This window comes from Nostoc sp. (assembly GCF_036917675.1).
GTDB lineage: Bacteria > Cyanobacteriota > Cyanobacteriia > Cyanobacteriales > Nostocaceae > Nostoc.
Map to the genome: position 1 here is coordinate 38,905 of NZ_JBALCT010000072.1, position 12,843 is coordinate 51,747.

The following is a 12,843-nucleotide window of genomic DNA, read 5'->3' on the forward strand; positions in this document are numbered from 1 at the left end:
CGGAATTAAGCATAAATAATTATATAGATTACCTAAGGGGAAATTATCCTCAAGCAAAAAGCGCTTATGCTTTACTGGGTATAAATCAAATTGCAAATGGTCTTGCGATCGCACAGCGTATCGCTTTGTGACTCAGCCAAATGTAGTAAATTCAGCCTAGCGATCGCCACCCCAGAAGTAACGATAACAAGTTTTTTGTCAGTTGGGGGACACACCGTTATTTAAATTGCCTATCTTATAATTAGTAATGGCTTTGCCAAAACCTACCCTTTAGATTCAGATGCAGGAGTATAGCGATCGCCTCTTTGACACGGCTAAGAATTTAATGAGAGAGTGCGATCGCGTGGCTTACCGTAGGTATCGCTTGTTGTCAATTACGACGGAAATTTCTCTTACGTTGCTTGTGCCTTGCTACTTCTTTGCGCTTGTGTTTTTCCAAAGGCGTTTCAAAGTGACGATGCTTTCTCATGTCTGGAAAAATACCTGCTTTGGAAACTTCCCTCTTAAACCGACGTAAGGCTGACTCAATTCCTTCATTTTCGCCCACAAATACTTGGGTCATTTTCATCTCCTACTTAATTGGTACTGGGCAATTTTAGGCCATCCAGTATACCGGAGTGCAAAAAGGGCAGATAATGATTCTGCCCTTAAGACGTTAAAACTGAATTTTTTATCTTAAAGCTTAATAAAGCTTAGTAGCGTCCTCGGGAGTATCCACCACCACCACCACCACTGTTGCCGCGACGGTCTCCACCAAAGGAACCACCTCTATCTTCCTTCGGTTTAGCCTTATTGACTTTGAGATCGCGTCCCATCCACTCAGCACCATCAAGAGCTTCAATGGCAGCTGTTTCTTCGGCTTCTGTTCCCATCTCTACAAAAGCAAAGCCGCGTGGACGTCCGGTTTCACGGTCAGTAGGCAACTGAACACGTTTTACAGAACCATGTTCGGCAAAAACAGAAGTGAGGTCTTCTTGTGTGACCTCGTAGGATAGATTACCTACATAAATTGACATGCATTATCTCCAAAATCATAGGTGTGTAGAGATTTAGATTTCGGAGACAAGCTTGTTAAGACCAAAAGGGAAAAGCCTGTCAATACTAAAAACAAACACTGTAACCGAATTTTATTCTCACCTAATTACCTTAGCACATCATTCAGTTCTTACCCACCGTAAAAAAGGAAGTACTAACAGTTAGAGTGCTACGCACAAGATTGGGTATTGGGCATGGGGCATGGGGCATTGGGCATTGGGAATTTATTTTTTCTTCCCCTGCTCCCCTTGTCCCTTTGTCTCCTCATCTCCCTCATGGGTGAACTCGTGATTGGAGTAGCATAAATTCCCCAAATAATTGCAAAATAAATGGAGTTCGTCATTGTTATTACTTGAAAATGCCGACTACACTTGCTGACGCCCAAAATTTACTTTCTGATTTGATTGCCCGCTACTGTGAGCGTGTAGATTATTTGATGATTCGCCTTGAAGAGGCAGAAGGGACTGATATCTTGTTGCGTGGCGACAAGGTAGAAACCCTGAGTGAAGGCATCTCCATTGGTGGACATATTCGCGCTTGTTATAAAGGTGGATGGGGGTTGAGCTGCTTTAATCAACTGGCGACAATCAAAGATCGGATAGAAGAAGCGATCGCTGCGGCGCGGATGGTTGGTGATGAAGAAACTTTACTTGCACCCATTGACCCGGTGCAAGCAGTATGCATTCTACCCCTAAAAGGCACTGATCCCCGAAAAATCGCGCTCTCGAAGAAAAAACAATTGTGCGATCGCTATGCCCAATTGCTCAAAAGCGTTGATCACCGGATTACCACTACCTCGGTGCGTTACGGTGACAGCGCCCAAAAAGTGATCATCGCTACCTCAGAAGGGACTTTGATCGAGCAATCTTGGGTGGATATGGAAATGCGCTTTGCCGCCACCGCCAGAAATGGCGAAACCGTACAAACGGGACGGGAAACTACTGGCTCTCGCAAAGGTTACGAAGATTTAACTGATTTGGATGAACAGGTTAAAGGTGCAGCCCAAAGAGCGATCGCCGCTTTATCTCTGCCATCGGTCAAAGGCAATACTTACACCGTAGTCATTGACCCAATTTTGACGGGTTTATTTGTTCACGAAGCCTTCGGACATCTTTCTGAGGCCGATATGGCTTATGAAAACCCCGATCTGCTGGAAGTCATGACCATTGGCCGGCGGTTTGGCCCAGAAGAACTGCAAATTTTTGATGGTGCAGCCCCACAGGGACATCGCGGCAGCTATTTTTACGACGATGAAGGCACGCCTGCCACTACTACTCAACTAATTAAAGATGGAGTTTTAGTTGGACGTTTACATTCTCGTGAAACGGCTGGCAAATTGGAGGAAGCGCCTACAGGTAACGCACGCTGTCTCAACTATCATTTTACTCCGATTGTACGGATGACAAATACCTGGATTGAACGGGGTAAAACACCAGTCGAAGACTTATTCACCGATATCAAAGAAGGAGTTTATGCCCGTAATTGGTTGGGTGGGATGACAAATGGGGAAATGTTCACCTTTAGTGCTGGGGAAGCGTGGATGATTAGGAACGGCAAAATTGCTGAACCTGTGCGGGATGTAACGCTTTCGGGAAATGTATTCCAAACTTTAGCGGATATTGAGGCGCTTGGTGATGATTTTTACTGGGATGAATCCGGCGGTTGTGGTAAGGGAGGGCAAAACGGCTTGTCAGTGGGTTGTGGTGGCCCTAGTCTGCGAATTCGAGATGTAGTGGTTGGTGGGGAAACGTGAACTATCCGCCGCTATACCCAGTATTTTAGGTATAGCGGCGGACTTAGGGACTGACAAATAAAAAAATATCCAATTATTTATTGTGGGGTGGGCGTCTCGCCATTGGTGTCAACTTAGCGTGAAAACCTATCTAGACAAAGCTTTGATAGATTCCCTCGTTCCCAGTCTCCGACTGGGAATGCCTAATATGAGGCGGAGCCTCAAGACTAGCGGCAGAGCCGCAATGAAGCGCATTTCCAGCCTCTGGCTGGAAACGAGGTTTTAAAGGGGTTTCGCTTAACTTGACACCAATGGTGTCTCGCCTGCTCAGTAAGCAAAGGCGGGCAAGATGCCTACCCCACAAGATTGGATAATTAATTTCTTGAAAATCCCTTACGGCAATTAGTAAAAAAATCAATTTGCTAGCCAGAAAGCGACGTTACGCACATAGATTTTGATATCTTCTAAGGCGCGTGGCTGTTTTTTCATGCCATCTCCTGGTGGCTCATCCACAAAAGTGGGACAGCCTTTGTTAATATCCCAGTTGTAATCTACTAAATGATGGAAGCTAGAGTTAGCTACTGCTCGTCCTAGTATATTTCCCTGTTTATCTTGATGATGCTCGATCGCTACAACCAAATTGAAGTTACGGCCTGTAACTAGACTTTTACCCAGAGCAATTACCCGCGTGTTTGCATTGCCCGGAGGCACGCCAATACCGCCTTCGTGCGGATGTGCTGGGAAAAATTCGATACTTCCCGAAGGTGAATTGGGATTTTTGAAAAGTTCGTGAATGGGTTCAACAATGGTAATTTTTTGATAATCTCCGTTAGCTCCAGAATGATAGTTAGGCCAGGAAATATAAGTTGTGTATGAGTCATCTCGGCTCCAGCGAGATTCATCGGGATCGGGATTTTTGGTGTTGAAATAGTGGAGATCACCAATGTCAACTAAACCACACATCGAACAGCCCATATCCTGATGATCGCGTGTTGTCAGAATACCGCCGCCGCGTTGCCGAAAAGCATTAATTCCAGCAATGTCTTTTTCGGTTAAACCGTTATTTACCTCTAAGCCAAATAGCCAAAGTTGATCAAAATCTGATTTGTCGAGACTACTTAAAACTGAGTCGCCACCAACTGCATCTGATTCGTAATCGTGTCCCGTAGCTTCAAATAAGGAGTTTCCTGCTTCGTCTTTAATCGATGCTAAGTAATCTTGTAACATCGAGAAACGAAAAATGCTCCAGTCATTTTCAGTCGTAGGAATCGTAGTCTGCAAAAGAATACGAATTGGTTTTGCCATAACCTCTGCCAGACGAACACCATTATTGAGTATAGCGATCGCTTTGCACTAATGCTGAAGTTTTTAAATTCCTCAACATCCCTCTCAAGTATGAAAGTAACTCACAACTCTAGGTAGTAGCGCCATTAGTTAAGGATAGTTAATGTAGATAAATCTGATTAGATGTTCACTCTAGTTTGATTCACTACATCAATCCCCCGTAGGGCGTGCTGGGGATTTAATGCCTGTATGGATAGCCTCAATTAAACGTTCCTTAGCGCAGCGACACATATGAAAGCAGATCAACTTCTGAAAAACTATGCCGCAGGTGTCAGAGATTTTACTGGTGTCAACTTGAGCGAGGCAAACTTAAGGGAAGCCAATCTCAGTGGCGTAATTTTAGATAGAGCAATCTTAGATGGAGCTAATCTGAGTCACGCTAATTTAGCCCAAGCCAGTTTGATTGAGACAGACTTAAATGGAGCAGATTTGAGCAATGCTAACCTCACTGGTAGCAACTTAAGTGGCGCTATTTTGGATGGAGCGATCTTGGATGGAGCAGCAATGGAAGGAGCTAATTTGAATCACGCTGATTTGACGGTTGCGAAACTGATTCAAACTAATTTGAGTGACGCGGATTTGCACAAGGCCAGCTTGATAGCGGCGAATCTAGATGGAGCCGATTTGACTGGTGCAGACTTAACTGTAGCCGACTTGTCCCAAGCAAATCTCACTCAAGCAGATTTGAACCAGACAAATTTGAACGGAGCAAATTTGGATGGAGCCAATATAGAAGGAACAATCCTAGATGAGAATGTATGACATCTCCCGCCGCTAAGGAACTTGACACTCCCCGGTCTAAAGACACGGGGATTCTTAATTGAACAAACTTAACTGTTCAAATAATATCCGCTTTTCAGGTATTACCTTAGATGTACGGTTATTGCCCTGATTCCGTTCGCCATTGCTGGCAGAATCATAACTGACAAGCGTGACTTTCCGAGAGTCCCCCGGTAGCTTTTTACGTCTTATAGTGACGAATATTAGATTGCCTCTACGCAGAATTGTTCGAGAAGCTTGCGTATCGGCATGGTCAATATGACCACAGTTTTCACAAATAAATTTCTCGCCATCTCTATTAGCTTTACTAATATGATGACAATCTGAACATTCCTGAGATGTGAACTTAGGGTTAACAGACAATACTGGCTTACCAGATTTCATTGCTAACCAAGCAATTTTAGAAAACAGTTCACCCCAACAAGCATCAGATATAGATCGGTTCAATCCACGTTTTGCAGATTGTCCATTAGCCATGAATCGCCCTTTCTCCCTTTTGGGTTTACAGCGAGACTTCATAGCTTTGACATTTAAATCCTCTTGAACAATCGCCGCACCCGTATCAATAACCTTCCTAGCTGCTTTCCATTGGTAATCATTCCGTTTGTCCGTAATCTTTTTATGGAGCTTTGCTACTTCCCGTCCCGCCTTGCTGCGATTCTTAGAGCCTTTGACCTTACGATTAACCCGGCGTTGTCTAATTCTTAGCTGTCTACGGGTCTTTTTATTAGTTGAGAATTTGGGGTTTTCAACAAAAGATCCATCTGACAATGAAATCAATTTGTTAATTCCAACGTCAATTCCGACAGCTGATTTAACAGTTTCAATAAGAGGAATAATTGGTAGATCATCTACTAGATTAAGTAGTACGCTAATGTACCACCCATCCGCTTGTTTCATTACGGTAACGGAACGGAAAGCGGCATCAATTGGGATAGCGCGGCTATCTAAATATCGCATATCCCCAATTCCCGGCAAGTAGATATGAGAGTAACAATCTTTGCGTTTCCCATTTCTATCAGTCTTACCATCCCGCTTGACATTGAACTGAGATTGCCCTGGCTTGTACTGAAAACTATTAAAATTAGAGACTTTTCTGAAAGCAGGAAAACCACGTCTGTGCTGAAAAAATCCGTTGTATGCCGTATCTAACTTGGCTAAATTGCCTTGTAAAACATCTGAGTTAATTCGGGCATAGTAGGGATTTTCACACCGTAACTCAGTAGTTCTTTTACTCTGAACATCGGAGGCGCTACCCCATTTCAAAATCCCTTTACTGCTTTTCGTTAACCCAGCAGACATTACACCATGCTTGACGACTGGACACGTTAACGGGCATGAAGCGCCGTACTCAGCACCAGTTTCAATATCGCAGTAAGCAGCATAGCCATACATCACGGGCTTCACTGAATCTTGGTTATTAGACTCAAAGCCAACTTTGCGTTCTGCTAGACAATAGTTTCTATGTTTCCGAAGTGTTACAAGCCACTCACCCATAAGTGCTTGTTGTGCCTTATTCGGTTGTAGTTTGTAATTCCAACGGATTTGCATAGATAGTTTGTTGTTTGCTCTTAACCAAGGATTATATTTTTTCTCTGTCGAGAATGAAACAACCCTGCTCTGGGCATTAGGGGCAGGGAGACAAAACGCAGCTTTGGCGGAGTGGGGTTCTTTGGGTTTAATAAGTAATGAAGCGGACATGATCTAACCGGATATTTTTGTCAAATTTAAGGTATAATCATCTGTCGGCTATTGGTCAAATGTGTTTTCTCACAATATTCAGAACAAATCCACACCGCTATTGTGGCAACAAGTCTTCTAAAGCAGCTCCGACAACTCGGTGATCCTTATCCTGTCTGAGTTGGTTTAGGGCTGCTTTGGCTTCCGGCTCGTCAAATCGTTTCAGGGCATAGCCAACTCGCACACGCATCCGCCAAGATTCAACATTCACCAACGTTAGTATTTGGGATAATGCCGCACGATGTTGGCTAGAATCAGCTAGTAAGCCGAGTGCATCAACAGAGGATTCCTGAACTGTGAAATCTTCATCTTTTAAACCCTGAACGCAGATATCAAATAGTTCTTCAGGGCAATCCATTTCGGCGATCGCGGCCAAAATACTCCGCCGCACTAGCCAGTGATCATCCTGATAAAATGCCAGAACTAGATGAGAAACTGCGATTCTGCCAAATAGCGATAAAGAATTTGCTGCCTCAGCTCGCACGTTGGGGGTATCGTCGAATTTCATAATTTGCATCAAAGCAGCAAAGGATTCTGCGGATTGTTGATTACCCAAACCCCTGGCCACAAAAGAACGCACCAAAAATTCTGAGTCATGAAGTTTACTCCTCAGCAGAGGAACTGCAACTTCTGATTCATAATTATTGAGGGCAGCGATCGCCTTCAAACGATAATGAAAATCTGGATTCTTCAGTTCAGCTTGGATTTTATGAATTTCCATAGGTGCATTTGGTACAGCTATTCTTTACTTTATTTTACAGATGTCACCAAATGGCGATCGCATTCTAAGAAGATTGAATCACGGGTATGGGCATTGGGAAAAAGGAGGCAGTAGACAGGAGAGGAGTTCTTTAATTTTGAATGCGTGAATTTTGAATTTGGAGCGAAGTGACGTGATTGAATTAAGCGAAACCGTTAAAGAATTAATAGCCAAAGCTAGAATTGTCAGCTTTGCTGAATGGGAACAGTCCCATCCAAAAGCAGCGATCGCCATATTCCAAGCTGCGGACAATGATATTCGGTATCTGAGCGACGAAGATTTATTGCAGCTTATAACCTTGTCACCTGAGAATTGCGCCTTAATTCCTGTTGCTGTGTTGTTACGCGATCGCGCCGCCGAAATTGTTGATGAAGCTAGAGAGCAGGTTTTAGTGACTTATCCTGAAATTATCCAGCCTGGAGGCGGTCTTTATCCACCTGAACGCGCTGAAGCTTGCTGGCGAGATTTTTGGCATTTTCTCCGTTGTATTACTTATGGCATAGCAAGTGGACATACTGAGTATACGGATCCCACAGGACTGCACTATATGAACTTGCTTTATCAGGAGTTACAAGTTCCATTGGATGCAATGGTCTTAGGCTTAAAAAGCATCAAGGCTGCTAGTTTGAAACGCTGCCAAGCTAATCAGCAGGAAACTCTTGCTCCCTATTTTGATCATTTAATCAGCCAACTGGCTACTTTCCAAATTCGCTAGTACCCAAGAACGAGTGCTGAGTAAAACATCAGATTACCCACTCAGGACTCAGCACGATTAATACTCTTGGTCAAGCGAATATCACCATACCATCGCCTGTATCCCAATCACCAATCCGATACTAAAAAAAAGCTGAAGTTTTTTGAAAGTATTATTTAACTTAATAAATTTTAATATATATGGTTTCGGCATCGTATCAGAATATGTAATAGATATTATAATGATGCAAAAACTTAAAATCATCAGGACTAATAAGAACTTAAAGTCTCTATGGCCTCTTCTTTATTAGATGATCTAAAGTTTGTTAACATCTGCAGAATATCCTTCTCATAAAATTTAATAGTTAACTGGGAGATAGTTTGAATGGCTTTTGGACTAGCATCACGATTAGGGATCGGTCTGTTTGAAGATACCGATCCTATATATCTGTGGCCAAGTCGCTCTAATGAGGAAGTTGAAACCGTAATTAGAACTGTCTACAAGCAAGTTCTAGGCAATGCTTATGTGATGGAGAGTGAGCGGCTTTCCGTTCCTGAATCCCAACTCAAACGGGGTAAAATTAGGGTTCGTGAGTTTGTGCATTTATCAAAAGTTAGCCTGGGGTTTGATCAATTTCGCCGTCAGTTGTTATATATGAAAGATATTTAACGCACTTTCACAAACTAAAGTTTTACAAAAGCTAGTCAGGAGCAAAAACAACTGACAACTGATGGGAAATTCTACCTTTATAAAGGCTAGGATGCTCGGAAATTTCATTTAATTAGTCTTTTTCAGGAGATACTTAAATGTCACTTTGGGCTATTGATTCACCTAATGTTGAACTGCGTCCGAATACCAGCGAAAGTGAATTACAAACACTGATTCGGGCAGTTTACAAACAGATTTTAGGCAATGCTCACTTGTTGGAAAGTGAGCGACTAGCCACTGCGGAATCACAATTGCGCGATCGCAAAATCAGTGTCCGTGAATTCGTCAACACCGTTGCGAAATCAGAACTTTATCAATCCCTATTTTTCAACTCTTCTTCCCAGTATCGGTTCATTGAACTGAACTTCAAACATCTGCTAGGACGTCCTCCTGCTGATCAGGCAGAAATTTCCGAACACGTCCGCATCTACAACGAACAAGGATAAGGGGTAATGGGGAGTGGGGAGTGGGGGGAGAATAAAAACTCCTAACTCTTGTACAGACGCGATTAATCGCGTCTCTACTCCTAACTCAGCACTCAGCACTTTAGCCAAGATATAGCTTGGTTTATAAGCTACTTTTTAAGATCACTTTTCTAATGGAAATTACTGAATTCTTTGAACTTTCAATTGGACGATGGCGATCGCAGCGTAGCGGTCATCATTTAGCATTCGCGCACTTTGAACAAGTACTGACTAACATTGACATTGAATCTCTATCCACCGATGATCCGGCAATACTAGCAATCTGTCAATTGTATGACACTGACCTCGCCAGTATCACCCACCCTTTTCGGATGACTTGGGAAGGTGAGTCAGACTGGGACGATAAACCAATCTCTGGTAGTACTGTGCTGGTGCCAATTCCCGATATCGAAAATCCTTCTAGAGGCAAACTCCTGCGTGACTTGGGATACGCCGAAACAATTCCAGCAGTGGCTAAATATCATCTGAGTGACGATGGTATTTTTACCCTGCTAACAGAGTATGAACTCGCTGCTGCTGAGGAGCGAATTTGGTTTGCTAACCCAAATCTGCGATTTCGGGTAGCGATGATTAAAACCAGTGATGGTAAAGGTGTGACAACAGCTTCCTTTTCTTCAGAGATTCGCTCTTTGTCAAGTTCAACCAGTTAGCAATATCACGTTAAAACATCAGGGGATTGTTAATTTTAAATTTTGAATTTTAAATTTTGAATTTGGAGCGAAGCGACGTGACGATAGCGCCCAATGAATCTAGCACCAACGCTAGCGATTTGCTCACCTTAGCCTCTTGGATGGCAGGAGATTTTAGCAACTACAAGCAATCTTTTGCAAATCCGCACCTTTACGCCCACATTCACATTTATTTTCGTCCTTTACCAGTTGAATTTTTTTCTGCCATCGGTTTTTATTCTGAACAAGCGTATGACCACGATTTATGGACACCCTATCGCCAGGGAGTACATAGACTCGTCGATTGGGGCGATCGCATTTACATCGAAAATTACAGCTTGAAAGACCCTATGCTTTATGCAGGTGCTGCTCGTGAATTAGATATCCTCAAAACCATCACCCCAGAAAGCATCGAACGGCGTTATCACTGTTCAATGGTTTTCCAGCGAGAAGGTGAAATGTTTCGAGGCAGTGTGGAACCGGGCAATCAATGTCTGATTAAGCGCAATGGATGCCAGACATATCTGATTAGCGAAGTAGAAGTAACCGAGCGTACTTGGATAAGTCTAGATCAAGGTATGGATATTGAAACCCACGAGCAAAGATGGGGATCAACTGCTGGCCCATTGCGGTTTGAAAAACGGGCAAGTTTTGCTGATGAATTACGTGCAGTGAGCGCATTATGTTGATTCAGCTTGAATGTGTTAAAACCAAAATGTTACCTCCACCGGCTGAAAAAAAAATGCGCTGCTGGATTCGCAGTCGTCACTTGATTTGTTCGGGTAACTTTTTTATATTCGAGACATTAGAATATACGACGATTGAGAGATTCTCTGGATGTGTTGCTTCTTTAGGAGGAACAGTAATATCTGTTGATCCTGTTAATAAAATTTGGATGGGCGATCATCGCCAAGTTATTTTATATCAGGCGAAAGCTAGTTTACATACGCCTCATCATACTTTGAAACAATACTGGATAAAATACGGTGGTTTCTACACAAGATTTGATGAGCGTGTTTGAGAGTTACTATCCTGCGGAAATTCTTCTGACAATTAAATTTTGAATTTGAAATACTCCCTAAGGGGGTTGACGGCTAATTGTTAATGTCTAATTGCTAATTATTATCATGATTAGCTGTTAGTTATTAACAGTTAGCCGTCTAATTTTGTAAGAAAATGTAACTAAAAAACTCCCCAAAACTTGATAAATTATATCAAGACCCAGTAATTAGTAAATCTTAATACGATTTCTTTGTGAGGCGGCGCTAAACCCTTCTGACTTCTTGTGTCCTTTGGGACACAAACAAACAAGAGTTTTAGAGAGTTATTGCGTAAGCCCTATTTACTTTACAAATTAGGCACTCCTACCCACACTAACCCAAGTATGCAGACCTTCATAGACGACGAAACCAGACGACGCCAATATCAAGCATTTCCTCAAACAGAACCCATCGAGCTGTGGACTATTGCTTCAGATGATGAGATTGAAATTGTAATTCGGGCAGTTTATCGGCAAGTGTTAGGTAATGCCTATATTATGGAAAGCGAGCGGCTGATTGTTCCAGAATCGCAACTCAAGCAAGGCATAATCGATGTTCGTGAGTTTGTGCGTCAGGTTGCCAAATCAGAATTGTATCGCTCCAGATTTTTTGATAACGTTTACCGCTATCGTGCTATTGAGTTGAACTTCAAGCACCTGCTGGGTCGCGCTCCGGATGACTACTCCGAGACAATTTATCACAGCAACATTTTAGATGAGAAGGGTTTTGAGGCGGATATTGATTCTTATCTTGATAGCGACGAGTATTTAGATGCTTTTGGAGATAATATAGTACCATATTATCGGGGTTATAAAACTCAAACGGGCAAAAAGATATTGGAATTTACCAATATGCTACAACTGCTGCAAAGCAATTCTAGCAGCGATCAGAACCTCACAACGAATAATAAACCTCAACTGGTGCGATCGCTAATTACCAACACTCCTTACGGTAAAGTTAAACTCACGGATGTTAGTGCAATACTTGCTGAAGTATTCAAGCCCAGGCCAGAAACTGCTGCTCCAGTCAATCAGTTTATTGCAGCTCGCACAGCAGCTGAAGAAAGCTTACAGCAAAAGATTCAAGAGCAAGAAAGCCAGATTGCAACTTTGCAACAACAGCTAGCAGACTTACGACCATTTGCCAGCATCGGGACAACAAAATTTAGTAGTAGTTGGCAGACTTCCAGTTACGTGACCAGCACAGGCGAATATACATCTTTGCAACAGCAAGCTGACGCGCAAGCAAAACAGATTGCAGGTTTGCAAGAGCAAGTTGCTGATTCGCGGCGGTCTGCCACAATTGGAGAAGCCCGGTTGAATAAGTGGCGCAGTCGCGTTTTTAATGGCTAATTTCTCTACTGTTTAACTTTGTTGGGTGCGTTACGCCAAAAGCTAACGCACCGCTTTTGCAAAAGTTAAAAATGTGCGTAGTTTTCCGCCGTAGGCATCGCCTGAGATAATTCTAGAAAGTGCGTAGATGCTTCTTCGGCTTGTCGCTAGACATCGCCTCAAAACTTCACCAACCCAAAATCGCGTTCCGCCCGTTGGATGGCTCCCTCTTTTAACTGTTCTCTGAGATTGACCAAGGCTTTGTGAACAATATAATATTGTACGGCTTCATTGATGAATCCACTGCGATCGCCTAGCCTCTCCTCTGGAGAATCCCCTTTTTCAATGACTCAATCAATTAGTTCAATTGTCTCATCTGGCAAAGTGATATAGCGTTTCCTAATCAAATGAGTTGCATCATAGCCCCCTCCTCGCTTGCGGGGAGGCAGGGTGGATTAATTGTCGAGAGAGAAAAGTTTTTCTCTCTGGACCGTTGAACTCACAGGCATTGCACAAGATGAGTCGG

Annotated in this window: 15 protein-coding genes; 9 read left to right on the forward strand and 6 right to left on the reverse strand. The window is 42.9% G+C overall.

The window, feature by feature from the left end; all coding sequences use genetic code 11:
- Nucleotides 1-71: 71 nt before the first annotated feature.
- The 3 genes from V7K31_RS28600 to V7K31_RS28610 form a co-directional block, all read right to left on the reverse strand.
- Nucleotides 72-215 carry a hypothetical protein gene (locus tag V7K31_RS28600; RefSeq protein WP_335099250.1) on the reverse strand — a complete coding sequence of 48 codons (144 nt, stop codon included), beginning with the start codon at nt 213-215 and terminating at the stop codon, nt 72-74.
- 155 nt (nt 216-370) lie between these two features.
- Nucleotides 371-562, reverse strand: a complete 192-nt coding sequence (gene rpsU / locus V7K31_RS28605) for a 30S ribosomal protein S21 (RefSeq protein ID WP_094333031.1) — start codon at nt 560-562, stop codon at nt 371-373.
- Between the two features lie 130 nt (nt 563-692).
- Nucleotides 693-1,016, reverse strand: coding sequence for an RNA recognition motif domain-containing protein (locus V7K31_RS28610; protein WP_334832914.1), 324 nt, complete (start codon nt 1,014-1,016; stop codon nt 693-695).
- A gap of 377 nt (nt 1,017-1,393) precedes the next feature.
- Between V7K31_RS28610 and V7K31_RS28615 the strand changes: the two genes are divergently transcribed.
- A complete protein-coding gene (locus tag V7K31_RS28615) occupies nt 1,394-2,788 on the forward strand; it encodes a TldD/PmbA family protein (RefSeq protein ID WP_335099252.1) in 1,395 nt (464 codons plus the stop codon).
- Nucleotides 2,789-3,181: 393 nt separating this feature from the next.
- Here V7K31_RS28615 and V7K31_RS28620 read toward each other — a convergent pair whose 3' ends face one another.
- Nucleotides 3,182-4,072 (reverse strand): hypothetical protein, encoded by an 891-nt coding sequence (locus V7K31_RS28620; protein ID WP_335099254.1) that lies wholly within the window; start codon nt 4,070-4,072, stop codon nt 3,182-3,184.
- A gap of 270 nt (nt 4,073-4,342) precedes the next feature.
- On the opposite strand from V7K31_RS28620, the gene V7K31_RS28625 reads away from it, so the two are divergent.
- Nucleotides 4,343-4,873, forward strand: coding sequence for a pentapeptide repeat-containing protein (locus V7K31_RS28625; RefSeq protein WP_335099256.1), 531 nt, complete (start codon nt 4,343-4,345; stop codon nt 4,871-4,873).
- Between the two features lie 54 nt (nt 4,874-4,927).
- Here the strand turns inward: V7K31_RS28625 and V7K31_RS28630 are convergent, their stop codons facing one another.
- Nucleotides 4,928-6,592 carry an RNA-guided endonuclease InsQ/TnpB family protein gene (locus tag V7K31_RS28630; RefSeq protein ID WP_335099258.1) on the reverse strand — a complete coding sequence of 555 codons (1,665 nt, stop codon included), beginning with the start codon at nt 6,590-6,592 and terminating at the stop codon, nt 4,928-4,930.
- A 97-nt stretch (nt 6,593-6,689) separates the two neighbouring features.
- Nucleotides 6,690-7,352, reverse strand: coding sequence for a HEAT repeat domain-containing protein (locus V7K31_RS28635; RefSeq protein WP_335099261.1), 663 nt, complete (start codon nt 7,350-7,352; stop codon nt 6,690-6,692).
- A gap of 172 nt (nt 7,353-7,524) precedes the next feature.
- On the opposite strand from V7K31_RS28635, the gene V7K31_RS28640 reads away from it, so the two are divergent.
- From V7K31_RS28640 to V7K31_RS28670, 7 genes are all read left to right on the forward strand, one after another.
- Nucleotides 7,525-8,106, forward strand: coding sequence for a phycobilisome protein (locus V7K31_RS28640; RefSeq protein WP_335099263.1), 582 nt, complete (start codon nt 7,525-7,527; stop codon nt 8,104-8,106).
- Between the two features lie 363 nt (nt 8,107-8,469).
- Entirely contained in the window at nt 8,470-8,754 is a 285-nt protein-coding gene (locus V7K31_RS28645; RefSeq protein WP_335099265.1) for a phycobilisome rod-core linker polypeptide, read from the forward strand.
- Nucleotides 8,755-8,891: 137 nt separating this feature from the next.
- A complete protein-coding gene (locus V7K31_RS28650; RefSeq protein ID WP_442941402.1) occupies nt 8,892-9,239 on the forward strand; it encodes a phycobilisome rod-core linker polypeptide in 348 nt (115 codons plus the stop codon).
- 152 nt (nt 9,240-9,391) lie between these two features.
- Complete coding sequence (locus V7K31_RS28655; protein ID WP_335099267.1) at nt 9,392-9,928, forward strand: phycobiliprotein lyase; 537 nt, start codon at nt 9,392-9,394, stop codon at nt 9,926-9,928.
- Nucleotides 9,929-10,005: 77 nt separating this feature from the next.
- On the forward strand, nt 10,006-10,635 hold the full coding sequence (locus V7K31_RS28660; protein ID WP_335099269.1) for a chromophore lyase CpcT/CpeT: 630 nt from the start codon (nt 10,006-10,008) through the stop codon (nt 10,633-10,635).
- Complete coding sequence (locus tag V7K31_RS28665; protein ID WP_335099271.1) at nt 10,629-10,967, forward strand: CpeR family transcriptional regulator; 339 nt, start codon at nt 10,629-10,631, stop codon at nt 10,965-10,967. The genes V7K31_RS28660 and V7K31_RS28665 overlap by 7 nt, the downstream gene beginning before the upstream one ends.
- 363 nt (nt 10,968-11,330) lie before the next feature.
- Complete coding sequence (locus tag V7K31_RS28670) at nt 11,331-12,338, forward strand: phycobilisome rod-core linker polypeptide (protein WP_335099273.1); 1,008 nt, start codon at nt 11,331-11,333, stop codon at nt 12,336-12,338.
- Nucleotides 12,339-12,843 lie beyond the last annotated feature (505 nt).